Raw genomic sequence first — 23,684 nt, forward strand, 5'->3', positions numbered from 1 at the left:
ATATGGTCATAAAGAAAACAAAAACTTCAAAGGACTTTATGGGTAAGCATAGAACTCTATTTGCAGCAGAGAAAATGACATTTGAGTAAAGGTGTGATGCCATGAGACCAAGGATGACGCTTATTGCGCCCAATGAAGATATTTATAAAGTCGGTGTTCAAGTCGTTGAAGAGGAAGGCTTTAACTGCGAAGTGATCATAGGTAATTTGGCCCTTGGCGCTCAGCTGGCAAAAGCTTCAGCAGATGAGGGTTCTGAGGTGATTATCAGCCGTGGGGGCACCTATCTTGACATATGCCAAATGGTGGACCCTGTTCCGTGTGTGCCCATTGATGTGTCTACGGTGGACTTGCTGAGAGCCATACATATAGCCGCCAAAGAGGATCACAGAATTGGTGTAGTGGGCTATGCCAACACCATTTATGATGCGGCATCTCTCGGAGAATGGCTTGATTATGAAATTCTTGAGATTCTGGTTACAGACCCGGAGCGTTTATATCAGCAGCTTAAGCACGCAGCAATAGATGGCCTCAAAGTGATAGTGGGAGATACAATCTCAGTCAAGGTCGCTTTGGAAATTGGACTTCGCGGCATATTGATCTCTTCTGGCAAGCGGGCAGTTTACGAAGCACTTGTACGCGCGGAGAATATTGCGCTTGTCAGAAAAAAAGACGCCTTGAGTAAGGCCAGAATAGAAACCATAATGAACTCAGTTGAAGAAGGCATTCTTGCAACGGACCACGAAGGAACGGTGACGCATTGCAATCAGGTGGCTGTTGAATTTTTTGGATTGTCTGGTGGGACTTTGGTTGGCCATGTCATACAGGAGTGGCTGCCTGATTATAATGGCTCAGAAGAAATTATAACGCTCTCTGGCGGACAGTATCTGGTGACGACACGCCAGATGGGATTTGACGGCAGCCTTGAAGAAGGGTATGTCATTGTTATGAAGGCCCTTCGTGCCATACAGGAGACTGAGACGTTGGTCCGCAAAAAGCTTCACAGGCAGGGTTTGGTTGCAAAGCACACCATTGAGGACATTGTTGGGACCAGTAACGCGATTAAAGCTGTCAAATCACAGCTCGCTAAAATAAGTGAAACCACTGCTACTGTATTAATCATTGGACAAACGGGCGTCGGTAAAGAAATGATCGCGCAAAGCATCCACAATCTCAGCGGCAGAAGGGACCGTCCCTTTGTCGCGGTCAATTGCGCCGCTTTTTCGGAAACCCTCTTGGAAAGCGAGCTGTTTGGCTATGTGGAAGGCAGCTTTACGGACGCGAGGAAAAGCGGCAAACAAGGATTGTTTGAGCTGGCCCACAGAGGCACCATTTTCCTGGATGAAATCAGTGAGATGAGCCTGTCTGTTCAGGCAAAGGTCCTGAGAGTCATGCAGGAGCGGGAGGTCATGCGACTAGGTGATGACAGGATCATTCCTGTAGATATACGCATCATTGCAGCGACCAACGAAGATTTGTGGAAAGCCGTAGAAAAAAAGAAATTCCGGGAAGATCTGTTCTACAGGGTCAATGTGCTCCGCCTTGAAATCCCAACTTTGGCTGAACGCAGGGAAGACCTGCCTGTCCTGGCGGCTTATTATTTGAGGACCCACGCGCCGCTGATCAAATTGGAGCCTTTTGGTTTTGAAAGTTTAAAACACTATGATTGGCCGGGAAATGTCCGTCAACTTTTTAATTTTATTCAGCAAATGATAGTATACAGCGAAGGAAATCTCATCCGTAAATCGATTGTAGACGCTCAGATTGATAAGCTTATTAAAACCCAGTCCCACAGTCCAGGCAATCTTCACTTCAGAGCTTCCCTTTCGGATGAAATGATATTGGAGACATTGTCTGAATGTAGTGGAAATCAAACCATGGCAGCTGAGCATTTAGGCGTGGACCGGACCACTTTGTGGCGGCGGCTTAAAAAAATCAATAAAAGGAATGAACGTCAATAGGATTAAGTGTTGCAACGTTGCAAATGCAACGTTGCATTTTTATTGCGCAACAATTCGAAATATTATGAAAAATTACAAGCGGCAGTTAGAGCAAGGCATACAAGTAAAATGCCTGCTGAAATTTAATTGGCACAAACCTTGCGTTATTAGAATGCAACAAAGAGTGTCCCTGAAGGAGGGATTGCAGAAATGAGTATAGCAATTATTGGCGACGACCTGAGTGGTTCAAATGACACAGCCGTGTATTTCAGCAAATATGGTTTTTCCAGCTGTGTTTTGAATTATCCTGAAGGGTTCCAGTTAGAGTCAGGTTTTTGTGATGTATTGGCTATTTCGACAAATACCCGGGAGTCTGTCCCTCAGGAGGCAGCAGAGGTCGCAAAAGAGGTATCCACTTACTTGCTTCAGTTGGGCATAGACAACATTTACAAAAAAATAGATTCCACGTTTCGCGGCAACATAGGCGCGGAAGTTGAGTCAATAATGGAAACTATTGGTATTCCATTGGCTTTAATTTGTCCGACCTTTCCAAATCTGCAGCGTACGGTTCACAGCGGGTCTCTCTACATAGACGGTATTTTGCTTGAGGAAACGCCTTTTGCTCAGGATCCGGGCTGCCCTGTCCGGGAATCGTATCTGCCTGAGCTTCTAAAGAAACAGACTTCGTTAAATGTCTCACTGCTTGATTTGAATACTGTTCGAAAAGGTGTTGAGGCCGTCACAGAGGCCTTGCTGCGCTTTGCTGGAAATGGTAAATGCATGGTTGTCGCAGACGCCGTTACCAATGAAGACCTTGAAGTCCTTATCTCAGTCAATCGGGCGCTGCTGCCGCCTATGCTGTTTTGTGGCTCGGCAGGGATGTCCAGTGTCATGCTCTCCAGCAGCAAAGTTTTTACGCAGCCAAAGGCACCGCCGGTCATGATCATAGTGGGCAGCGTCCACCCCCATAACCGCCGATTGATGGATGCCGCCACAAGCGCACAAGCCGCAGGGGAGGTTTTCCTTGATCCAGATTGCATGCAGGATCCGGACATGATTGCGAAAGCTCTCGAAAAGGCTGAAACCCTCCTGAGGGAAAATAAGAACATCATCCTTCACACCTATCAATGCGCAGAGGCGAGAAAGGCAAGCCGTGATCGCGCGAGACGTGATATATCAGAGGAACGTGAGCTCCCGGCCAATATTGGCAAAGGACTTCAGAACTTTGCTGCAGCGCTGTTAAAACATCATCTCTTTTCTGGAATTATTGTCACCGGAGGCTCCACAGCACTGTATATTCTCAGAGGGATAGAAGGTGCCGGCGTCAAGATGGTTGAAGAGATGGAGGTGGGACTTCCTTACGGTACAGTCATTGGCGGCCCGTTGAATGGGCTTGGCATCATAACCAAAGCCGGTGGGTTTGGCACGGAAGGCGCGTTTATTGAAGGGATTGCCTATTTGAAAAACAAGTACTTAAAAGAAAGAGGTACCGAATGAAACCAAGACCTATACTTGCCCTCACTATGGGAGACCCTTGTGGCGTAGGCGCAGAAATAGCGGTAAAGGCTTTGGCGAACAAGGCTTTCTATGACCAGGCGCGGCCGCTGGTCATTGGTGACCTGACAAGGCTTGAGTATTGTTTTAAATTCGTTGAGCTTCCCTTGAAATTAAATGTGATCCGCTCACCGGAAGAGGGCCGTTTCGAATTTGGCACCATTGATGTCCTTCACATGGAGGTGCCAGGTGTCTCCTCCCTTGGGTACGGCAAAGTAGACGCCGTCGCAGGTGAAGCGGCTGTCACTTATGTCCTGAAAGGCATAGAGCTCGCAAAAGCCAGGGAAGTAGACGCCGTTGTAACGGGGCCTCTCAACAAAGAAGCCATCCATCTTGCAGGACATCATTTTCCGGGACATACGGAAATTTTCGCTCAAATGACGGATACCGAAGATTATGCCATGATGCTGTTCGCTGACGGACTCCACACCATCCACGTCAGTACGCACTGCTCACTCAGGCAAGCGTGTGACCGGGCAACCCAAAAGAGGGTTGGCGTCGTCATACGGTTGGCTAAAGAGGTCATTGAACTGAGCGGTTTAGAAAACAAAAAAATAGCTGTTGCCGGGCTAAATCCACACAGCGGGGAAAATGGCGCTTTCGGTACAGAAGAAATCCAGGAAATTATTCCCGCCATTGAAGCGGCAAGAATTGAAGATCCAGCTACCACAATTATTGGTCCTGTTCCTCCGGACAGTCTGTTTGTCAGGGCAAAGGCCGGAGAATATCAAGTTATGGTGGTCATGTACCATGACCAAGGTCACATCCCAATGAAAATCATCAACTTTGATGAGGGTGTCAATGTGACACTTGGACTCCCCATCATCCGCACTTCGGTTGATCATGGGACGGCCTTTGGCAGGGCTGGACAGGGCAGAGCATCTGCAAACAGCATGGAAGCCGCCATGCGACTTGCCATCACTATGGCAGAAAATAAATTTTATAATTCCGGGGGTGATCTTTAGCTATTGGAATTTTACGTATGGTCCAGATTTATACTAAAAAGGAGGCAATATTGATGAAATTCAAGCAAATCCTGATGTTAATGCTGGCCGCGATCCTAATGTTCTCAATGGCTGCGTGCTCACCTGAGCCAGCGGCGCCTGCTGAAACTCCTGCAGAAACGCCTGCGGAAACACCTGCAGAGCCTGAAAGCAACTATCCTGAAAAACCAATCACAGTTCTTCAGGGCTTTAAAGCCGGCGGCGGCAGTGATGCTTTGGCACAACTGACACAGCCTTTCCTTACAGAAATCCTTGGCCAGTCTTTTGTCAACCAGTATATTCCGGGTGCGACGGGCGCTATAGCGTGGACACAACTGGCAAAACAAACGGATGCTGACGGCTATACCATCAGTATCACCAATACACCTATGCTTCAAACCAACTACATCATGAACTCAGACATTACTTACAATATTGACGAGCTCACACCAATTGCCAACGTCGTCACAGATCCTGGGATTATTGTCGTAGGCAAGGACAGTAAGTATAAAACTGCTGAAGAGCTTATTGCAGCAGCTGAAGCCAATCCGGACACTATTACCGTTGGCAACTCCGGTGTTGGCGGCGACGATTTCTTTACCGTCTTGATGTTCCAAAAAATGTCCGGCATCCGTTTCAACATGATCCCATTTGAAGGTGACGGACCTTCCTGGCAGGCCGCTGCAGGCGGTAAAATTGACGCTTCCTTCAATAACCTTGGCATCACATTCCCACAAATTGAAGCAGGTACCTTGATTCCTCTCGCAATTTTCTCTGAAGAACGCAACCCGGCTATACCTGATGTTCCAACACTCAAAGAGCTTGGCTATGATGTCGTTAACGGGTCTTCACGCGGATACAGCGCACCGGCAGGCATCCCTGAGGATGTCAGACTGGCGCTGATCGCCGCATTCGAAGAAATGGCGAAAGACCCTGATTTCCTTAAAGCCGCGGATGATCGTGCGCTTCCAGTCGACATTAAGGTTGGAGATGACTACATGGCCTACCTGGAAGAGCAAGAGGCAGTCTTTACAGAAATTTGGGAAGAAGTTAAAGGGGAATACGCTCAGTAATTCAGGCAATTCTGCTGCAGACGGGGCTGACACGCGTCAGTCCTGTCTGCAACTCATGTCGACTGAAGTACTCGGGCGTTTCAGGGGGTTGAAGCGTGATGAAAAGGACAACTAAAATTGCTATAGCCTCAACATGTACCATTATATTTGCCATTGTATTTTACATACAAACTTTCAAAATGTCGAAAACCTCGTACCAATTACCGAGAATACTGATTGGTATTATTGTCCTGCTTTCTATAGCGATGTATCTGGAGGCCTACTTCAAGGCAAAGAAAGAAGCCGCGAAAGGTCTCGTCCATGAAGATGAAAACAATGAAAAGCTTCATTATGATAGAATTATCGTCTTTATCCTTGCCATTGCTGCCTATATTTTTTCGATCAAGATTTTAGGTTATTTTATTGTGACGCCAATTTTTATCGTTGGGATCTTCATGTATCTCAAAGCACTGAGACTTAGGACGGCCTTAATTATTGCTGCATTTTTTACAATCTTTGTCTACTTGCTCTTTATCCGGTTCCTTCACTTGCCTATTCCAATCACAATGTTTTAAGGGGGTGCCAGCGTGTTCGATTATCTTGAAATTGGTTTAACGAATGTCCTGACCTTAACAAACCTTCTGGCAATCTCCTTCGGAACAGCTCTGGGTCTCTTTGTTGGTGCTATGCCAGGATTGTCAGCAACCATGGCGATTGCCATATTGCTCCCACTGACGTTTAATATGCCGCCCGCGACAGGTTTAAGCATGTTGGCCTCTCTCTATATGGGCGCCATGTATGGCGGATCCATTGCGGCTATTCTAATTAGAACACCTGGTACGCCGGCTGCCGCAGCGACTGTTCTTGACGGCTATCCAATGGCGCAGCAAGGCAGAGCAGGCAAGGCGCTGGGGGTTTCGCTTTTTGCTTCCTTGATTGGTGGGGTTCTTAGCTCAATCGCCTTATTGACCATAGCCCCTATCCTTGGAAGTGTAGCCCTTCAGTTTGGTCCAGTTGAGCTTTTCGCGGTTGCGGTCCTGGGCATTACGATCATAGGATCGCTCTCACAAGGTTCGGCGGTAAAGGGTTTGCTGTCTGGTGTGGTTGGGTTGCTGCTGGCTACAGTCGGTATGGATCCGATTACCGGGAGTGCCAGATTTACCTTTGGCATCCTCAATCTTTACTCCGGCGTATCTTTCACGGTGGCACTAATTGGATTATTTTCGATTCCTCAGGCCATTCGACTGATTGAGAAAGATGATGCCGTCCAGAAAAGAATTAATTCATTCAAGGATAAAATGCTGCCGACGTTGGCAGAGATTAGACAGATTATTGTGACCGTTCTACGTTCCAGCCTAATAGGTATCTTCACGGGGATTATCCCTGGCACGGGCGGAGATACAGCTTGCTGGTTTGGATATAATGAAGCAAAACGGTTTTCAAAGAATAAAGATAATTTTGGCAAAGGCGACATTGAAGGTGTCGCTGCATCTGAAGCCGCAAATAACGCAGTCGTTGGCGGCGCGTTGATTCCAACATTGACCCTTGGGATACCGGGGAGCTCTGCGACTGCTATCTTGATGGGCGCACTGATGGTTCACGGCATTATGCCAGGACCAACACTGATGACAGAATATGCGGATGTCACTTATACACTGATCTGGGCTCTGTTATTCTCAAACTTCTTCATGTTTTTCGAGGGGTTGATGTTTACAAGGGCTGCCATTCATGTGACACGTGTGCCTAATAAAGTCCTGTCACCAATCATCATAATTCTTTGCGTCATTGGCTCGTTCGCCATCAACAATAGCTTCTTTGATGTTTACATGATGCTGATCTTTGGTCTTTTAGGCTACTTTATGGACAAGATTGGCGTCCCTACCGCACCTATGGTCGTGGGCCTGATCCTCGGTCAAATGCTCAATGTCAGCTTGCATCAATCCTTGATGATCAGCGGCGGCAGCTGGATGATATTCTTCAGCAACCCAATTTCCACTGTCCTCCTTATCATAGCAGCCATATCAGTTTTCCAGGCAACACCGCTTTCAGATCGGTTGTTTAATGCTATCAAATCTGCAATGTCCAAATCCTAAAAACATAAGGAGTGGTCTCATGGAAATGATGAAAGGTCTTGTCGCTTACCCAAATGGTGATATCATGCTTGAAGAAGTGCCAGTCCCAGAGCTTGGAAACAATCCATACGCGCCTCATGATGTGCTGTGTGAAGTAGTTTACTGCGGTATTTGCGGCAGTGACATCCATAAGTGGAAAGCTGACAAAAAAGGGGTAAAAACGTCGCCAAAGAAAGTGGTGGTCGGCCACGAAATTGTGTCTGTCGTCAAAGAAGTCGGTCCGGCAGTAACGCGAGTGAAGCCGGGTGACAGAGTCGTACACGAAATCGTTACCTTCTACTGTGGCCACTGTCCAAACTGCCTGGAAGGGAAATTCAACATTTGCAACACAATTTCTCCTATGGAAGGCCGCGCGCACTTCATGACAGGCGGTGGGTTTGCCAAATATACGGTTTGGCCAGAGTGGCAGCTCCATGTTCTCCCGGATAATATCACTGATGTCGAGGCAGTTTTGGTAGAGCCAACGGCTGGCTCCATCCACAGCGTTATTTCCAGGATGGGGATCAAAGCCGGTGAATCCGTAGCCATCTTAGGTCCTGGCGCGCGAGGTATTTTGATGGCGCAGGTCTGCCAGGCAATAGGCGCGGGGCCAATCTTTATGACCGGCCTTGAACGGGATGAGGCCTTCAGGCTGGAAATGGCCAAAACTATGGGCGTAGATACTGTGATCAATGTGGAAAAGGAAGATCTCAGGAAGATTATCCTGGAGAAAACCAATGGGATTGGCGTCGACAATGTCCTGGAAAATACAGGATCTGTGGAGCCCATTGAAGAGTCTCTGGACATTGTGCGAAAAGGCGGCAAAGTCCTATGGGCCGGCGGTGGCATTCGCGGCGGCATAGTAGCGCCGGTGGATACTTATAAGATCATAGTCAAAGAAATTACTGTCTATGGTGAAATCTCCCAAATTCCGTATGATTGGCATACTGCCCTTCATCTGCTTGGTACGGGCGCCGTTCAGCTTAAACCTCTTGTAACTCACGTCTTTGACCTTGACGATTGGGAAGCAGGCTTTGATCTGGCAGCGACCTGTTCAGAATGCTTGAGAGTCGCGATCAAACCATAAAATATTGCCCGTCTTGAAACGAAAAAGAGGCCTCGCTTGAGGTCTCTTTTGTCAGAATTTTTCTGTGAATTACTGCTTGGAGGTGCTTTAATGAGTCAGGAAACGATTGACCGACTGCTGGATCCCATCCCTATCCCAAAGGTTGTCCGTGTGGAACAGACCTTTGAAAGGCCAAAACTGACGGACGTCGAAGGTGAGCTCAAAACCAAAATGTCAGCCAGGGATATTACCGCCAAAATTACGCCCGGTATGTCTGTTGCCCTTGCTGTGGGCAGCCGTGGCATCACGGATCTCCCCCTTGTGGTCAAGGGCGTAGTGGCTGCTGTTAAAGACGCCGGCGGCGTACCGTTTATTGTGCCTGCTATGGGCAGTCACGGCGGCGCGACAGCAGAGGGCCAAAAGGAAATGTTGATTGGCATGGGTATACGAGAGGACTATGTAGGGGCACCTATTCGCGCGACTATGGATACTGTAGTTGTGGGCGAATCAGAGGATGGGCTGCCCTGCAACATAGACAAGTACGCTTATGAAGCCGATGGGATTGTCATCATCAACCGCGTCAAGCCTCACGTCGCATTTCGCGGTCCATTTGAGAGCGGTCTTATGAAAATGGTCACCATAGGACTGGGCAAACAAAAAGGCGCGGACATCTGTCATGAGCTGGGTTTTGGGAAAATGGCGCACAACATTCCTGCCATAGGGCGTGTGGTTATTGAAAAGACGAATATTTTGTTCGCAGTCGGTATTCTTGAAAATGCCTATCATGAAGTCTGCCGGATTGAAGTTCTGATGAAAGATGAAATTGAAAAGGCAGAGCCAGGCCTTCAGGAAGAAGCGAAACGTCTGTCACCGCGGCTCTATTTTGACCAGCTGGACGTCCTCATCATAGATGAGATTGGAAAAGACATCAGCGGCACGGGGTTTGACACCAACATGGTAGGCCGTTATCATACGCCTTATGCCAGTGGTGGTCCTCAGATTACCAGAGTCTCTGTGCTCGACATCACCGATCGCTCTCACGGCAACGGCAACGGCCTGGGCATCCTCGACTTCACAACCCGCAGGGCTTATGACAAGTTCGTGTTTGAAATGACGTATCCCAATTCCCTGACCTCCACGGTACCTATGAGTGTCAAAATCCCTATGGTCCTTAAAAATGACGAACATGCCATTCAGGCTGCCATAAAAACCTGCAATATTTTGGACAAAACAAAAGTCAGATTTGTAAGAATTAAAAATACAGTCGCCGTCAAAGAAATCGAAGTCTCAGAAAATCTTCTGGAAGAAGTTGAAAAGAGCCCCTTTATGCGTGTCATCAGCGAACCGTATGCTCTGAATTTCAATGAAAAAGGCAATCTGTTTTAATAGAATCGTCCGAACTGGCGCCATTCTGTCAATAAAAAAACAAGGTCCCTATGACACTTGCAAGCTCGGACAGGGAGAGTGATCACTTTGATTAAGTCAGAAAAGCTGCGAAGTTTTCAAATCACGGAGGGCTCTGACCGCGCTGCAAGCAGGGCGCTGCTGTTTTCCATGGGGCTTAAACGAGACCAGCTGAACAAACCCATCATAGCCGTGGTCAATTGTTTCAACGAAGTTGTGCCAGGCTGTGTCCCTCAGCGGGAGGTCGCAGAGCGCGTTAAAAAGGGCGTTCGGGAAGCAGGAGGAACACCGCTGGAGTTTAATACCATAGGTGTCTGTGACGGCATAGCGCAAGGCCATGAAGGCATGAAATATTCACTTCCGAGCCGCGAAATCATTGCCTATTCCATAGAAATCATGCTGCAGGCGCACCGCTTTGACGCTGCAGTGTTCCTTTCCAGCTGTGACAAGATTACGCCGGGCATGCTGATGGCAGCGGCCAGAGTCAATATCCCGTCCATCTTCGTGACGCCCGGCATCATGCATGCCGGTGAACACAAGGGCCAGAAGCTGACACTGTCGCTGATGCGCGAGTTTATTGGCAAAGCGCAGTCCGGACAGATCTCCCTTGAGGAACTCCATGAAATAGAGGAAAAGGCTTGTCCGGGCGTAGGCAGCTGCGCCATGATGGGCACGGCTAATACTATGAACTGTCTGTGTGAAGCCCTTGGCATGGCATTTCCGCACTCGGCGACCCAGTTCGCTGCTTCTGAAGAGAAGCTGGCCGATGGTGAGCGCGCCGGCAAAGAAATCATGAGACTCTTCCAAGAGGATCTGAAGCCTTCAGATATCATGACGCCATCCGCGTTTGAAAATGCGGTGAAATTTGTCATGGCCATAGGGGGGTCGACCAACGCGGTTTTGCATATTCCCGCTATTGCGAATGAGCTCGATATTCCGCTCAACCACGAAATTTTCGACCGGTACCAAAACGTTCCATACATTGCGAAGATCAATCCTTCAGGGCCGCGACCGGTTGAAGATTTTCACAGTGCCGGCGGCGTGCCTGCGGTTTTAAAGTCGCTGGAAAGCTATGTGGATCAGGCATGTCAGACGGTGGGTGGCGTAACCATCGGCCAAATCATTGAAGCGGCTGAGTGGCCAGACAAAGAAATGATCCGGCCGGTTTCGAATCCCATTGCGGATAACAGCGCACTGAAGGTGCTCTGGGGCAACCTCGCGCCTGAAGGGGCTATTGTCAAGAAGTCCGCAGTCGCAGAAAACATGCGTGTCCACAAGGGGCCTGCCGTGGTGTTTGACGCCATGGAGGCGGCTATTGAGGCTGTCAAGGCGGGTAAAATCGTGGAAGGCTCTGTCATTGTGATCCGCTACGAGGGTCCAACGGGTGGACCGGGGATGAGGGAAATGCAGCAGATTACCGCCATGCTGATGGGCACGGGCCTTGCGAATACCACAGCCCTTGTGACAGATGGGCGTTTTTCCGGATCCACACGAGGGCCATGCATAGGCCATGTGTCACCTGAAGCCGCCCTTGGCGGCGCAATTGGACTTGTCGAGGACGGTGATCTTATTGAAATCGATATTCCAAGGGGTGTTCTTAATTTAGAGGTTTCTGAGGCTGAGCTCAAGGATCGCCGCAAAAACTGGGTGCCTCTGGAGAAAAAGGTCAGAGGTGTGCTGGGTTTATATGGCAAAGTGAAGCCACAGGCCAAGAATGGCGCGGTATGGGATTAAAGGAGCTGGTGAGTTATGGCAGTATCAGAGGTACTGCTCATTCATGAAAAGGACACCGTGGCGACTGCGCTGCGGGATTTGAGCCAGGGTGAGCGGATTCAAGTCAAAGGTTTCGGGAAAGTTTATGAGCTTGAGGTAAAAGAGTCCATTCCCATTTTCCATAAGATTGCCCTTGTGGAGATTGCAGAGGGTGAGCTGGTCTATAAGTACGGCGAGGTCATAGGCAAGGCCAAAGCAAGGATTTTGCCCGGGGCGTATGCCCATGTCCACAATATTGTGACGCTGAGGGGGTGACGGAATGACAGCTCCAGAAGAGGTTAAAAAGTTTATGGGTTATAAGCGTGCGGATGGCCGGGTTGGCATCCGAAACAAAATTCTGGTTCTCCCTACTGTGTCGTGTTCTGGTGAAACCGCGAGAATTATTGCAGAGCAGGTCCAGGGTGCGGTCACCTTCCAGAATCAGCAAGGCTGCGGTCAAATGGGGGCAGATGCGAAGCGGACCATTGATATCCTGATTGGATTAGGGTCAAACCCGAATGTCTATGGGGTGGTCGTGGTTGGCCTTGGCTGTGAAACCGCTCAGCCCAAGATGGTCGCCGCGGAAATCGCGAAACGTGGGAAGCCTGTCCATACGGTTGTGATTCAGGAGGAGGGTGGGACGCTAAACGCAATTATGAAGGGCATCCGCTACGCGACTGAACTCAGTGTGTCCATGTCCTGCGAGGAAAAAGTTGAATGTGACCTGTCTGAGCTTGTAGTCGCCCTCGAGTGCGGGGGCTCTGACCCAACGTCTGGCTTAGCCTCCAATCCAAGTATGGGCTATGCGTCTGACTTAATTGTTGCGGCAGGTGGAACGACCATTTTGAGCGAAACGACAGAATTTATTGGCGCTGAGCATGTCCTGGCTTCTAAAGCCATAGATCCCAAAGTCTCTGAGGATATCTTCAATATTGTGCACCGTCTGGAGGCTTCTGTCGAAGCCAGGGGCGGCAGCCTGAGAGGTGGGAATCCATCGCCAGGAAACATTGAGGGTGGGATTACCACCATTGAGGAAAAATCCCTGGGGTGCATTTTCAAGGGCGGGACAACGCCTACTGTTGAGGTCGTGGACTACGGGGTCAGACCCACGCGAAAAGGTCTGGTCGTTATGGACACGCCAGGGTTTGATGTGGATTCTGTCATAGGGATGGTCGCTGGCGGTGCCCAGATCTGTGTCTTTACCACAGGCCGCGGTACACCGGTGGGCAACGCGCTGGTGCCGGTGATCAAGCTCACTGGGAATTCCATTACCTACGAAAAGATGAAGGACAATATTGACATCAATGCGGGTGTCATTCTTGAAGGCCTAAAGACTGTGGACGAGCTCGGGAGAGAAGTCTTTGAAGAGGTCGTTAAAGTGGCAAATGGCAAAGTGACAAAAGCGGAAGTTTACGGGTTCAGCGAGTTTGGCGTTTGGCGCTGCGGCGCGAGTGTGTGACTCAGGAAAAAACTAAAGAGGGAAGCCAGTTCAAATGGCTATAACTGCCATTTGGACTGGCGTCCCTTTTATGAAAAAAAGGTTTAACTCGTGGGTGAAAAGCGTGTGTTACTTTAGAAGCGCCTTCGTCATCCGCTCGAGGGCCTCGTTCAGCGTCGCCCTTGGACAAGCCACATTGATGCGCTCGAAGCCGTTTCCTTCAGGACCAAAGAAATAGCCTTCGTCCAGGGCAACCTTGGCTTCTTTGAGCATCTTTTCTTCAAGCTTATTTGGATCGTTTTCATAAGATCTCAGGTCGACCCAAACGAGATAAGTGCCTTCTGTTTCGTGCACGATGGCCTCGGGAAGCTTGTTTTTGAAATAGTCATAGACGAATTCAATATTGTCATCCAGATAAGCTCTCAGCTGCTCCAGCCAGACCTCACCCTGATTGTAAGCTGCAATAGCGGATACAATGGCAAACGGGCTCGCCATGCCTATGGACAGACGGCCGTCCACCTCCTCAGACCAGGCCTTGCGCAGCGCCGGATCATTGAGTATGATATTGGAGAGGTGAAGGCCTGCGAGGTTAAAGGTTTTCGACGGCGCCGTACAGGTTATAATTTTATCCTTATATTCAGGACAGAGGGCTTCCAAAGGATAATGTCTGATGGCTTTTCTGGTCAGGTCTCCATGGATCTCATCAGAAAGGATCCATTTACCGTAGGCTTTACAGAGCTCGACAACGCGCTTCAGGGTGTCTGGTTCCCAGACTCTGCCCACAGGGTTGTGGGGGCTGCAAAGAATCAAGCCTTTGGTGTCCGTAGCTTTAAGTTTTTCTTCAAGATCTTCAAAATCCATTTCATAGCGTCCGCTTACCAGCTTGAGTGGATTGTTGATGACGTTTCGTCCGTTGTTGACAATTTTATCTGTGAAAGGGTAATAGACGGGTCGCTGAATGATGACGGAATCTCCAGACTCTGTCAGGATCCTTATGAGCGCCGCTATGGCAGGGACAACTCCGGGGCTGTAGTAAATGGATTCAGGGTCTATGGACCAGTCGAATCTTCGTTTGAACCATCCTGTGACAGCGTCTAAGTAGGCTTCAGATCTATAGTAGCTGTAGCCAAAGACTTTGCGGTCGAGGCAAGCAGTGAGCGCCTCAAGGATGGGCTCTGCCACGGGAAAGTCCATGTCCGCGACCCAGAGTGGCAGTGCGCCTTCAGGGGCTTCGGGAAGGAATTTGTTCAGCCAGTCCCATTTTAGCGAATCCGTGTTTTGTCGATTCAGGATGTCGTCGAAATTGTAGCTTTCGGTCATATGAGGGCTCCTTTCGGATCATTGAGGTCTCAAACGTATCTCACATACTTTTTTCTGTTACCCAATTTTAGAGAGGACATGCTCTGGTACAAGGAAAAAGAATTGAAAATTCAGGAAAGGGGCTGCCTATATGTTTTTAATGGAAACCGAACGTCTTGGTCTGCGGCTGCTTGAGTCTGCTGATATTGAGGCTATAATGACCTTTTGGGGAAATGAAGTGGTTATGCGCTATTGTGGTGGGGCGGGCAGTGAGGAAAGAGAGCTCAGGGCGGTACTCTATTATCAGAATTTGTTTCTTCAACGCGGATTTTCAGTCTATGGTGTTCAAGAAAAGTCACTGAACCGCATCATAGGCGCATGCGGCTTTAATCCAGGTGAAAGGACGGATGAGGCAGAGCTGATCTATCACTTCGCCGAAGCCTATTGGGGAAAGGGTTATGCCACTGAAGCAGCCAAAGCTTGCATTGAACACCTGCTGGGTGTAAACTCAATAAACAGACTCATAGCCTCTGTTGATCCAAGGAATACTATTTCCGCAAGTATCCTTGAGAAGCTGGGTTTCGCTTATGAGGGCATGAAATGGCATGACGACCTTAAGCAGGAGGAGCCGTCTTATGTCATGGTTTTAAAAGAACAGCTTTGATCTATTTGTATAACCTGAGAGGAGTTATGACCATGCAGGAACTGAAGCAGCCTTGGTATAAGAAAATCCCCGTTTGAATGAGAACCAATTTACTGCTGTTAGCAGTCTATGGGATTTTTGTTGTCGTTACAAAATTGTTTTAAGGCATTCTAAAGTCATTTGATTAAATAATCGAGAAGTTTTTTTCTGAATAATACACTGAATTTCAGCACTGGATTGGCTGCTGGGATTCAGTTTTTTTTGTTCGTGGAATAAACCCCAAAAATAAAGGTATATTTAAGAATAGGATAAATAAAAGCAGAGTTATGAAGCACCGCCAAGAAAGGTTGTGACAATTTTGGGATCATTTAAGAACAGTCGGGGTTTTTGTTTCAGGCTTAATTTCCATTCAATGTTTTTAATAACAGGCGCTTTACTGTTAACAGCCGTCCTGACCTTAGCCGGATGTGCCAAGAAAGAAGAACCGCCGGCTTTGGAACCTCTCGAAGGGGATATTAATGCTCTGGCGACCGAATTTATTGAAACTCTTGCGGCAGAGGATTTTCAGGGTGCCACGTCTTACTTTGACGCTGAAATGCTGAAAGCGCTGCCTGCTGCTCAGCTGGAGGGCGCGTGGAAACAGGTCATAGGGCAGTTTGGCGCCTACAAGGAAGAGGTCACCAGGAAGCAGGAAGTCTCAGAGGGCTATGATGTGATCATAGTGACAGCCCAGTTTGAGAAGTCGCCCCTCAATCTGCGCATGGTGTTCAACGCGGATCACAGAATGTCCGGGTTGTTCTTCCAGCCTGCAGAGAATATTGAAACGGAGATGCCGGCATATGAAACTCCACACTATGCGGATCTTGAGCGGTTGGTGGAGCGGGAGGTCGTTATTGGAGAGGGTGCCTGGGCGCTGCCTGGCACTTTGACGCTGCCGGTGGTGGGGGCAGACAATGCAGAGGGACTGCCGGTGGTGATTCTTGTGCATGGGTCGGGTCCGAATGATCGTGATGAGACCATCGGCCCCAACAAGCCTTTTAAGGATTTAGCGCTGGGACTGGCTTCTGAGGGAGTCGCGGTGCTGCGGTATGACAAGCGGACGCTGGTGCATGGGCAGAAGCTGATGGCGGAGATGCCGGACCTGACGGTTCAGGAGGAGAGTATTGAGGATGTCTTGTTGGCCATTGAGCTGGTGAAGTCTCTGCCTGAGGTGGATCCTTCCAGGATTTACGTGCTGGGGCACAGCCTTGGGGGGATGCTGGCGCCCAGGATTGGGGTGCAGTCGAGGGATCTTGCAGGTCTGATCATCATGGCTGGAGCCGCGCGGCCGCTCGAAGTGCTGATGCTGGAACAGATGACTTACCTTGCTGGAATCGACGGAGAGGTGACGGAATATGAAAAAGCGAATCTCACTGAGGTCGAAAAACATGTCGCTCGCATTCAGGATCCAAAGCTGGATCCGCAGACGCCGCCGGATCAGCTTCTCGGGGTTTCGGCAGCCTACTGGCTGGACCTTCAGGGCTACCAGCCGGCTGAAGTGGCGAAGACGCTCAACCTGAAGCTGCTGATCCTGCAAGGGGAGCGTGATTACCAGGTGACCATGGAGGATTTCAGGATCTGGGCAGCGGCGCTTTCCGGCAGAAATGGCGTCACGCTGAAAAGCTTTCCTGAGCTGAACCACCTGATGATGGCGGGTGGTGGCGTTGAAGGTGCTGAGTCAGGGACACTGAGTACCCCTGATGAATATAATGTGGCGAATCATGTGGATGTGGCGGTAGTTCAGTCCATCCTGGAGTTTGTGAAGTAACAAGCTAAAACATAGGCATAGCACAGGCGTTGGCAGTCACGGCAGGCAATAGCAGGCATAGGGCTCTTGACGTCTGTGCGTGTTTTTGGGATTTGAGGCAGGGCTTTACAGGTACTGTTTATTGGCGCTTTCGTTGTTTGGAAATTATAATTTTTTGGAGGTGAAGGAATGAGACGCGTATGGTTTATTGTTGCAATGACGCTGCTGATGATGGGCTTCGCGGCGGGATTTATCGTTTCAGGCGGGGCGGATACCAGTGAAATGATCCGGGTCTACCGCAATTTGATCCAGGTTCAGGTCAATGGGAGCCCTGTCACTATGGACAACTTTCTCTACAACAAACGCACTTACGTCCCTATGAGAGAAGTGGCAGAGCTTCTGGGCAAGGATGTGCGGTGGAATGCTTATACCAAGACGGCTGGCATTGATGACATGGTCTATGAGGGTGAAGCTCTGGCGGCGCTGCTGCCGTCCGAAACGGGCTATACCTGGATCTACAGCGGTTTTGCCGAGTATGGTCATACTATGACACTGGACCGTATAGAGGCGGCGGCAAACCGCAGGACTTATGTGGTTTCCGGGGAGATTGAGGACAGCTCTGGTGGGGAGGCCACATTCGACCGGTCCCTTCAGCTCAGCTATGTCCTTCAGGGCAATGCTATGGTCCAGGTGCTGGCTGCGCCTCGGATGCTGGACTCCAGGTTTGACCGGCTGACCCTGACCGAAACACCTCTTGTGGCTGGGACGACCTGGACAGAGACGTTGACGGACCGAACAGGCCGCTGGACGAAATTGGACGCTATTATTGAAAAGGTTGAAGTTGTCGATGGAAAGAAGCAGTATACCATCCGGCATCAGGAAGTGGGAACGTCTTACTATGAGCTTAGGGTTATCAGGGAAGGCGCTGGCGTGATAGCGTTCGAGAAGCTGCTGCAGCTGACGGATGAAGCCTTTCCGGTGTCTTATAGCCTATATATGGGTGGTCAGCTGACGGAGGTGTCGCTGACGCTATATTTCGCAACGCCGAATGCAGATGGCCTTCTTCCTGAGTCGCGCACCATGCTGGTGGCGGATGGTGCTGTTGCCAAAGCGGCTGTCATGGGGCTTATCTGGGGGCCTCAGTCTGATAATTTAAGGCCAACGATTCCTGATGGGACGAGGCTGCTTGGCGTCTCAATTGCGGATGGCATTTGCACCGTGGACTTTTCAAGGGAATTTGTAGACAACCATCCTGGAGGCAGCGCTGGAGAAATTATGACGTTGTCTTCAATCCTCGAGACACTTAAGCAGTTTCCGAGTATAGACAAGGTTCAGATCCTTGTGGAGGGGCAGAAGGGCGCAACGCTTGGGAATGTATTGCTGGATAAGCCGCTGGAGTGATTTGGTGCGGCTTGATTTGGTTCGGCCCAGTCCCCAACCAAAAGGTTCCCCAGTACCTTTTCCTCATAACAATAAAAGGAAGCCGGGGCTTGCCCTGGCTTCCTTCCTTATTGCTTTTGCTGTTTTTCACTTAATTTTCAATGTACCGCCTAATACCTGAACACCGCCGCAATAGGCTCTTCCTCTGGCATATCTTCCAGCTCCAGCACATAGACAGCGCCTCCGGTGAGGAGGGCTGAGGCGGTGATGGCGCTGAGGAGGTCGCGGTGTCCTGGTTCGGGCACGCTGACGGGCTCGAGGGATTGAAGGTCGAGGTCAAATTTGCCCCACTGGGCGGCAGATTTAGCCAGCATGAGGGCTTCGACGCGGCTTTGGTGGGCAGCGAAGAAGATTTCCTCGAGTTTGGCAGAGGCGAGAGGGCTCTTTTGTCCGTAAAGCATGGAGAATTTGTCGAGGGTGGTGGCCATTGGTGCAGTGAAGTTTTCCTCGACCATCGGCCAAGCTTTTGCATGGAGCTGGGCAGGGGAGAGCGGTTCAGGATTGCCTTTCAGGCAGTCCGCCATCAGGTGTGGGTAGGTGTTGGTTTCTTTATAGAGGGAGAACAAGGCTTCCACGCTGGCCACGACGAGTGGGGCTTTTTCCGTTTTAAGCTGTTCTGCAAGCGCATGGTCAACTTTTCTGAAGTATTGGCGAATTTCTGTTTTTTCAATGTCACTGAGTTCAAGGGAGCCGTGGGTTGGAGCGCCAAAGGCTGCGCCCGCGGCGTTTTTCAAAGAAATGGATTGAGACTTGTCAAGCCCGAGGGCTTGATCTTTATTGAGAGGCAGGCTTTCAATTTCAACTTCTTCAATTTCGAATTTGCTGGCTTTGAAAAAACGCGCATCATTCAAGCTGATGGCAAGAATGTAGAAGGTGCCATCATCCTGCAAGTGGGACAGCAGTGGCCTGACATTGAGCTTATGGTCGATTGAAACCGCAGGCTCGAAGTGGAGCGGCAGTCTGAAGGTCTCAAAGGTCTCTGGCGCAAGAAATACAGCCAGACCGTCACTTTGATGCTTCCAGAATTCAGAGTCGTGAATCAGTTTTTCTATAGGCTTGAGTGATTCGAGGACCTCAGGCCTTCGGCGGCCAAGCTGCACAAGGTGTTCCTCTGCTTCCTTGGCGAGATTTTTCAGCATGATTGGGGCCTGCTGGACCTCAGGGCCGGCTTTGAAGGTCGGCATATAGATGGTGACACAGCCTTCTGCTTCAACGTGTAGCAAACGTTCGAGATCCTGTTTTCTAAACGTATCCATGGGACTTCTCCTTTGTCCTTTTTCAGGCTTGGTCTGGGTAAAATGCCGGTTTACAGATTGTGCTGATGCGCGGGCAGGGATGCCCGGCAATGATATATTTTGTGATTATATTGATACCCATTTCTGTGCAGGGGATAACAGGGCGGCGGGAAAAGGGGCGGGTTGGGGACAGTTGGGGCTTAGGGGAGGAAAAAGGGGGGTGTTGCAAAACAGCTCTCCCAATATTGACAAATGGAAATCCATGCCATGCAACTCTGAGTAATTAGTACACTTAGGGGTAAGATATCAATATATGGAGTGATTATGTTTTTGAGGAGGAGATCAAATATGTTGGAATATAGAGTCGAACAATTTTTTGCTGGTGGGTTTTTCATGGGAAAGGTCAATAAGGCGGAGGTTGAGAATGCTTTGAATGAACTTGCAAAACAAGGGTGGGAGGTCATCACTGTAGCTCCGCTTAACCGTTTTTTCGGTGAGACCCATTATGTTATGTACACACTTGGAAGAAACAATGAGGATTAAGAATTTGTCTCAAAAAGAAAGGAGGACGCCTCTGGATTATAACGATCCTGCGCTAACAGAATCATTCCAGGGGCGTCCACCAATTTAATGAGATCATAATGCCAAGATATGAGCTGATTGAAAAGTTCAATTTTGGATTCAGGTCAGTTGTTTCTCACGAAATCATATCATGTCCATGTTGCTTAGGTAATACACCTCTTAAGTCAGAGGAGGCGCTGGATCATCTGCTGGCTATTCCCTCTCCGCAATCTCTTCCAATCGCGCACTCTTATTTCGGTCCAAGACCTGCTGAATGGTCCACTCATTCTGCATCAGGATCACCGGATGCTCATACTCATCTTCAACAATCAGTGTGTCCATAGGCAGAGAGAAGGCCTTCTTATCAAATGGCCCATCCGTCTTGATCCAGCGGATATAACGGTACGGCAGCGGCTGACGCTGAACCTCCACGCCGTATTCATTGAGGAGCCTGTATTCAAGGACCTCAAACTGCAACACACCAACGACGCCAATGATCAGCTCTTCCACGCCCACATTTGGTCGCCGGAAAACCTGAATCGAGCCCTCCTCCGAGAGCTGAGAAATTCCCTTGACAAATTGCTTGCGTTTAAGCGCATTTTTGGTATAAATCTTAGCAAAGTGCTCCGGCGCGAACATAGGAATCCCGTCGTACTTCAGCTGGGATTTATCCTGGCAAAGCGTATCCCCAATGTTGAAAATGCCTGGATCGTGAATTCCAATAATATCCCCGGGATAAGCGTCCTCAACGATCACCCGGTCCTGTGCAAGGAACTGCTGGGGCTGGGACAGCGTCACCTTCTTGTTCTTCTGCACGTGGTTTACGGTCATGCCTTTTTCAAACTTACCAGAGCAAATGCGAAGAAAAGCAATTCTATCCCGATGGTTGGGATTCATATTCGCCTGAATCTTAAAAATAAACCCGCTGAAATTGTCACTGACAGGGTCTACAGGGCCCAAATTGCTGGATCTGGCCGCTGGTGGCGGGGAGACCTCAAGATAGGTTTCCAGAAACGGGCGCACACCAAAATTAGTAAGGGCAGAACCAAAGAACACTGGCGTCAGCTGACCGGTCAAGATTTTTTCCAGGTCATACTCATCTCCGGCTATATCCAAAAGCTCCAAGTCCTCGGATAACTTCTTGTGGAGCGCGTTCCCAAGAAGGGCGGCGATTTCAGGATTGTCCAAATCGCCCGTTACAGACGTGCCGACAGCTTTACCATGGCTGCTTTCGCCAAAGAGCTCTATCATTTTTGTTTGCCTGTTGTAAACACCCTTAAAATCTTTTCCTGATCCTATAGGCCAATTGATTGGCACTGAATGGATGCCCAGATTCTTCTCAATATCCTCAAGAAGCTCAAAAGGATCCCGGCCTTCACGGTCGAGCTTGTTGATAAAGGTAAAGATGGGAATGCCTCGCATTTTACAGACTTTAAAGAGTTTCTTCGTCTGATCCTCGACACCTTTGTTGGAGTCTACGACCATGACGGCACTATCTGCTGCCATCAGGGTTCGGTAAGTGTCTTCGCTGAAATCCTGGTGACCTGGGGTGTCCAGGATGTTGACGCAGTAGCCATTGTATTCAAATTGAAGTACGCTGGAGGTAACGGAGATACCCCGCTGCTTTTCGATTTCCATCCAGTCTGAGACCGCGTGCTTGGCAGCGCGTCTTGATTTGACTGAGCCCGCTTCGCGAATGGCGCCTCCGTAAAGGAGAAGTTTTTCCGTCAGGGTCGTTTTGCCGGCATCCGGGTGGGAGATAATAGCGAAGGTTCTTCGCTTCTTTACATTTTCTTGCAGCATTGCGTTCATATCAGACATAGTCAGCTTCCTTTTATAAGAAATTGGATTAACACTATTCGCTTAAAGTGAGTTCTCGAAAGGTCTTTTTACAGTAGGTGTTTTTAACATACTCAACTTAAAATAGTATCTTTATTCCTGTTAAAAGTCAAGAAGTTGAAGAAAGACGGTATAGATTTTCAAAGCTCTGTGTTTAGAAGTACTTCAACTGGTTATAAATGGTGGTAAGGAAATGAAAAATCAACGCAAAAGGAGTGGTTCTTATGTTGAAAAAACTTCAACAGAAAAAAGCAGCGATCGCAAGGAAACAAAAAATTGAGGATGCGAAAAAGGTAGGCACAGGTCTTGGGATAGGTGCAGTTCTTGGTGGCGTAGTGGCACTGTTTACGGCACCTAAGTCCGGCAAAGAGCTCCGTGAAGATGTCAAGCAAACGGCAGCTGAGGGTGCGGAAAAAGTGAAAGAAAAAGTCGAAAAAGTCGTCGACACAACTTCCGGGGCCCTTGAAGGCGCAAAGGAAAAGGCAACGGATCTCAAAGAAAAGGCAAGTGGCTTGCTGAGTTCCAAAAAGAACCAGCTTGAAGAAGTTGCTGAGGACGCTGAAGATGCCCTTGAAGAATTTGCGGAAGACGCTGAGGCTTTCTTTGAGGACGCTGTAGAGGCAGGCGAAGAGAAAGCGGAGGAAGTCAAAAAGGCCGCTAAATCCAAAGCAAAAGCGGTCAAAGAAGGCGCTGAGGAAATCAAGGAAACGGTCGAGGACGAAGTGGCTAAGGCAGCTGAAGAAACTAATAAGTAAATTCTAACAGACAGTGGGGCATATGACGTTTAATGGATCTCATCCGGGCCTTGAGCTGAGGATATTGCATTCAGGCACGCGTCTATGCCTCTTTTTCTTTTGGAATTATACTAAATTATTCACTTTCAACGTGCACAGGTATTTCATGTACGAGATTTGGCATCTCGTGCGTGCAGAGGTCTATAGAATTCAGAATTATGCTACAATTAATCAAAAGTGTAAGCGAGGTGTTAGGGATGACATCCATGCATTTAGAAGGACTTAAAGACAAGCTGGCACGCCATTTTGACTTCATGCCTGAGGCAGAACGCCGCTGGGGCGGCGTTGAGTTTGATTTAGCGGCGCGTTCCAACATTAGAAATGAGGCTTACCTTCTTTTTAAGTCAGCGGTCATGTATGCCTTTGACAACAATGAATATTGTTTCGTCAAGGAAGTTGATATAGTGGATCAGAATTTTGTCGGCAAGTTGGAAACTGCTCTCCTGGAGGCCGCTAAAAAGTATGTCGTGCCAAGTGACGAGCACATGTCCACAGCGCTGACAGGAATAATTATGACCCCGGGACCTGTTGATCCTGCCCTGAAACGGTACATAGAGCGCTACAGGAAGCAACAGTCCTACTGGTTTGGTTTGAAAGGCTGGACTTCATACAGGATCATTTTAATAGAGACGCAGACCCAAAGCGTAACGGCGAGCAAAGAAGCCCAAAAAGCGGCTAAGTTTTTTGTGCCGTCTGTTAATGCTGAGATGGCCTGAAAACAGGCAGTCTCAATTTCAGGGCCAATTTCTGACGGGCCCTGCTATTTTCCGGTAATCGCGGACAGCTGCAG

The 23,684-nt window shown here is 49.0% G+C and carries 20 protein-coding genes; 17 read left to right on the forward strand and 3 right to left on the reverse strand.

What is annotated here, in order from left to right; genetic code table 11:
* Positions 1 to 101: 101 nt before the first annotated feature.
* The 11 genes from BLP63_RS05650 to BLP63_RS05700 all read left to right on the forward strand — a co-directional run bounded on the left by BLP63_RS05650 (position 102) and on the right by BLP63_RS05700 (position 13,318).
* Positions 102 to 1,958, forward strand: coding sequence for a sigma 54-interacting transcriptional regulator (locus BLP63_RS05650; protein WP_092589937.1), 1,857 nt, complete (start codon positions 102 to 104; stop codon positions 1,956 to 1,958).
* A gap of 189 nt (positions 1,959 to 2,147) precedes the next feature.
* Positions 2,148 to 3,434: a four-carbon acid sugar kinase family protein gene (locus BLP63_RS05655; protein WP_092589938.1), complete on the forward strand. Its 1,287-nt coding sequence runs from the start codon at positions 2,148 to 2,150 to the stop codon at positions 3,432 to 3,434.
* Positions 3,431 to 4,456 carry a 4-hydroxythreonine-4-phosphate dehydrogenase PdxA gene (gene pdxA / locus BLP63_RS05660; protein ID WP_092589939.1) on the forward strand — a complete coding sequence of 342 codons (1,026 nt, stop codon included), beginning with the start codon at positions 3,431 to 3,433 and terminating at the stop codon, positions 4,454 to 4,456. The genes BLP63_RS05655 and pdxA overlap by 4 nt, the downstream gene beginning before the upstream one ends.
* Positions 4,457 to 4,509: 53 nt before the next feature.
* Complete coding sequence (locus BLP63_RS05665; RefSeq protein WP_242870809.1) at positions 4,510 to 5,547, forward strand: tripartite tricarboxylate transporter substrate binding protein; 1,038 nt, start codon at positions 4,510 to 4,512, stop codon at positions 5,545 to 5,547.
* 98 nt (positions 5,548 to 5,645) lie between these two features.
* Positions 5,646 to 6,101: a tripartite tricarboxylate transporter TctB family protein gene (locus BLP63_RS05670; protein ID WP_092589940.1), complete on the forward strand. Its 456-nt coding sequence runs from the start codon at positions 5,646 to 5,648 to the stop codon at positions 6,099 to 6,101.
* Positions 6,102 to 6,113: 12 nt separating this feature from the next.
* Positions 6,114 to 7,619, forward strand: a complete 1,506-nt coding sequence (locus tag BLP63_RS05675) for a tripartite tricarboxylate transporter permease (RefSeq protein WP_092589941.1) — start codon at positions 6,114 to 6,116, stop codon at positions 7,617 to 7,619.
* A gap of 19 nt (positions 7,620 to 7,638) precedes the next feature.
* Complete coding sequence (locus BLP63_RS05680; RefSeq protein WP_170829314.1) at positions 7,639 to 8,724, forward strand: zinc-dependent alcohol dehydrogenase; 1,086 nt, start codon at positions 7,639 to 7,641, stop codon at positions 8,722 to 8,724.
* A 90-nt stretch (positions 8,725 to 8,814) separates the two neighbouring features.
* A complete protein-coding gene (locus BLP63_RS05685; RefSeq protein ID WP_092589943.1) occupies positions 8,815 to 10,089 on the forward strand; it encodes a nickel pincer cofactor-dependent isomerase, group 22 in 1,275 nt (424 codons plus the stop codon).
* An 87-nt stretch (positions 10,090 to 10,176) separates the two neighbouring features.
* Complete coding sequence (gene ilvD, locus BLP63_RS05690) at positions 10,177 to 11,841, forward strand: dihydroxy-acid dehydratase (RefSeq protein ID WP_330387097.1); 1,665 nt, start codon at positions 10,177 to 10,179, stop codon at positions 11,839 to 11,841.
* A gap of 15 nt (positions 11,842 to 11,856) precedes the next feature.
* On the forward strand, positions 11,857 to 12,135 hold the full coding sequence (locus BLP63_RS05695) for a UxaA family hydrolase (protein WP_092589944.1): 279 nt from the start codon (positions 11,857 to 11,859) through the stop codon (positions 12,133 to 12,135).
* 4 nt (positions 12,136 to 12,139) lie between these two features.
* The gene (locus tag BLP63_RS05700; protein ID WP_092589945.1) at positions 12,140 to 13,318 is read left to right on the forward strand and encodes a UxaA family hydrolase; all 1,179 of its coding nucleotides are present in this window, start codon (positions 12,140 to 12,142) and stop codon (positions 13,316 to 13,318) included.
* A gap of 108 nt (positions 13,319 to 13,426) precedes the next feature.
* Here BLP63_RS05700 and BLP63_RS05705 read toward each other — a convergent pair whose 3' ends face one another.
* Positions 13,427 to 14,617 (reverse strand): MalY/PatB family protein, encoded by a 1,191-nt coding sequence (locus tag BLP63_RS05705; RefSeq protein WP_092589946.1) that lies wholly within the window; start codon positions 14,615 to 14,617, stop codon positions 13,427 to 13,429.
* Positions 14,618 to 14,747: 130 nt separating this feature from the next.
* Between BLP63_RS05705 and BLP63_RS05710 the strand changes: the two genes are divergently transcribed.
* The 3 genes from BLP63_RS05710 to BLP63_RS05720 all read left to right on the forward strand — a co-directional run bounded on the left by BLP63_RS05710 (position 14,748) and on the right by BLP63_RS05720 (position 18,426).
* Positions 14,748 to 15,260, forward strand: coding sequence for a GNAT family N-acetyltransferase (locus tag BLP63_RS05710; RefSeq protein ID WP_092589947.1), 513 nt, complete (start codon positions 14,748 to 14,750; stop codon positions 15,258 to 15,260).
* 472 nt (positions 15,261 to 15,732) lie between these two features.
* Positions 15,733 to 17,046: an alpha/beta hydrolase gene (locus tag BLP63_RS05715; protein ID WP_170829315.1), complete on the forward strand. Its 1,314-nt coding sequence runs from the start codon at positions 15,733 to 15,735 to the stop codon at positions 17,044 to 17,046.
* A 168-nt stretch (positions 17,047 to 17,214) separates the two neighbouring features.
* Positions 17,215 to 18,426 carry a GerMN domain-containing protein gene (locus BLP63_RS05720; protein ID WP_092589949.1) on the forward strand — a complete coding sequence of 404 codons (1,212 nt, stop codon included), beginning with the start codon at positions 17,215 to 17,217 and terminating at the stop codon, positions 18,424 to 18,426.
* Positions 18,427 to 18,575: 149 nt separating this feature from the next.
* On the opposite strand, the gene BLP63_RS05725 is transcribed toward BLP63_RS05720, so the two are convergent.
* On the reverse strand, positions 18,576 to 19,721 hold the full coding sequence (locus BLP63_RS05725; RefSeq protein ID WP_092589950.1) for a baeRF3 domain-containing protein: 1,146 nt from the start codon (positions 19,719 to 19,721) through the stop codon (positions 18,576 to 18,578).
* A 327-nt stretch (positions 19,722 to 20,048) separates the two neighbouring features.
* Here BLP63_RS05725 and BLP63_RS05730 point away from each other — a divergent pair, with 327 nt between their 5' ends.
* Positions 20,049 to 20,243, forward strand: a complete 195-nt coding sequence (locus BLP63_RS05730; RefSeq protein ID WP_170829316.1) for a DUF4177 domain-containing protein — start codon at positions 20,049 to 20,051, stop codon at positions 20,241 to 20,243.
* 231 nt (positions 20,244 to 20,474) lie between these two features.
* On the opposite strand, the gene BLP63_RS05735 is transcribed toward BLP63_RS05730, so the two are convergent.
* The gene (locus tag BLP63_RS05735) at positions 20,475 to 22,082 is read right to left on the reverse strand and encodes a peptide chain release factor 3 (protein ID WP_242870811.1); all 1,608 of its coding nucleotides are present in this window, start codon (positions 22,080 to 22,082) and stop codon (positions 20,475 to 20,477) included.
* 242 nt (positions 22,083 to 22,324) lie between these two features.
* Here BLP63_RS05735 and BLP63_RS05740 point away from each other — a divergent pair, with 242 nt between their 5' ends.
* Both BLP63_RS05740 and BLP63_RS05745 read left to right on the forward strand, forming a co-directional pair.
* A complete protein-coding gene (locus BLP63_RS05740) occupies positions 22,325 to 22,855 on the forward strand; it encodes a YtxH domain-containing protein (RefSeq protein WP_092589952.1) in 531 nt (176 codons plus the stop codon).
* Positions 22,856 to 23,100: 245 nt separating this feature from the next.
* Positions 23,101 to 23,610: a hypothetical protein gene (locus tag BLP63_RS05745; protein ID WP_139159781.1), complete on the forward strand. Its 510-nt coding sequence runs from the start codon at positions 23,101 to 23,103 to the stop codon at positions 23,608 to 23,610.
* The last annotated feature ends 74 nt before the right edge of the window (positions 23,611 to 23,684 follow it).

The organism is Acidaminobacter hydrogenoformans DSM 2784, from assembly GCF_900103005.1.
GTDB lineage: Bacteria > Bacillota > Clostridia > Peptostreptococcales > Acidaminobacteraceae > Acidaminobacter > Acidaminobacter hydrogenoformans.

What these genes read in the sequence shown, in the direction of transcription:
- BLP63_RS05650 (WP_092589937.1), top strand. Translation starts at nt 102, where the DNA reads ATGAGACCAAGGATGACGCTTATTGCGCCCAATGAAGATATTTATAAA.
- BLP63_RS05655 (WP_092589938.1), top strand. Translation starts at nt 2,148, where the DNA reads ATGAGTATAGCAATTATTGGCGACGACCTGAGTGGTTCAAATGACACA.
- pdxA (WP_092589939.1), top strand. Translation starts at nt 3,431, where the DNA reads ATGAAACCAAGACCTATACTTGCCCTCACTATGGGAGACCCTTGTGGC.
- BLP63_RS05665 (WP_242870809.1), top strand. Translation starts at nt 4,510, where the DNA reads ATGAAATTCAAGCAAATCCTGATGTTAATGCTGGCCGCGATCCTAATG.
- BLP63_RS05670 (WP_092589940.1), top strand. Translation starts at nt 5,646, where the DNA reads ATGAAAAGGACAACTAAAATTGCTATAGCCTCAACATGTACCATTATA.
- BLP63_RS05680 (WP_170829314.1), top strand. Translation starts at nt 7,639, where the DNA reads ATGGAAATGATGAAAGGTCTTGTCGCTTACCCAAATGGTGATATCATG.
- BLP63_RS05685 (WP_092589943.1), top strand. Translation starts at nt 8,815, where the DNA reads ATGAGTCAGGAAACGATTGACCGACTGCTGGATCCCATCCCTATCCCA.
- BLP63_RS05695 (WP_092589944.1), top strand. Translation starts at nt 11,857, where the DNA reads ATGGCAGTATCAGAGGTACTGCTCATTCATGAAAAGGACACCGTGGCG.
- BLP63_RS05700 (WP_092589945.1), top strand. Translation starts at nt 12,140, where the DNA reads ATGACAGCTCCAGAAGAGGTTAAAAAGTTTATGGGTTATAAGCGTGCG.
- BLP63_RS05705 (WP_092589946.1), bottom strand. Translation starts at nt 14,617, where the DNA reads ATGACCGAAAGCTACAATTTCGACGACATCCTGAATCGACAAAACACG.
- BLP63_RS05710 (WP_092589947.1), top strand. Translation starts at nt 14,748, where the DNA reads ATGTTTTTAATGGAAACCGAACGTCTTGGTCTGCGGCTGCTTGAGTCT.
- BLP63_RS05720 (WP_092589949.1), top strand. Translation starts at nt 17,215, where the DNA reads ATGAGACGCGTATGGTTTATTGTTGCAATGACGCTGCTGATGATGGGC.
- BLP63_RS05725 (WP_092589950.1), bottom strand. Translation starts at nt 19,721, where the DNA reads ATGGATACGTTTAGAAAACAGGATCTCGAACGTTTGCTACACGTTGAA.
- BLP63_RS05730 (WP_170829316.1), top strand. Translation starts at nt 20,049, where the DNA reads ATGTTGGAATATAGAGTCGAACAATTTTTTGCTGGTGGGTTTTTCATG.
- BLP63_RS05735 (WP_242870811.1), bottom strand. Translation starts at nt 22,082, where the DNA reads ATGTCTGATATGAACGCAATGCTGCAAGAAAATGTAAAGAAGCGAAGA.
- BLP63_RS05740 (WP_092589952.1), top strand. Translation starts at nt 22,325, where the DNA reads ATGTTGAAAAAACTTCAACAGAAAAAAGCAGCGATCGCAAGGAAACAA.
- BLP63_RS05745 (WP_139159781.1), top strand. Translation starts at nt 23,101, where the DNA reads ATGCATTTAGAAGGACTTAAAGACAAGCTGGCACGCCATTTTGACTTC.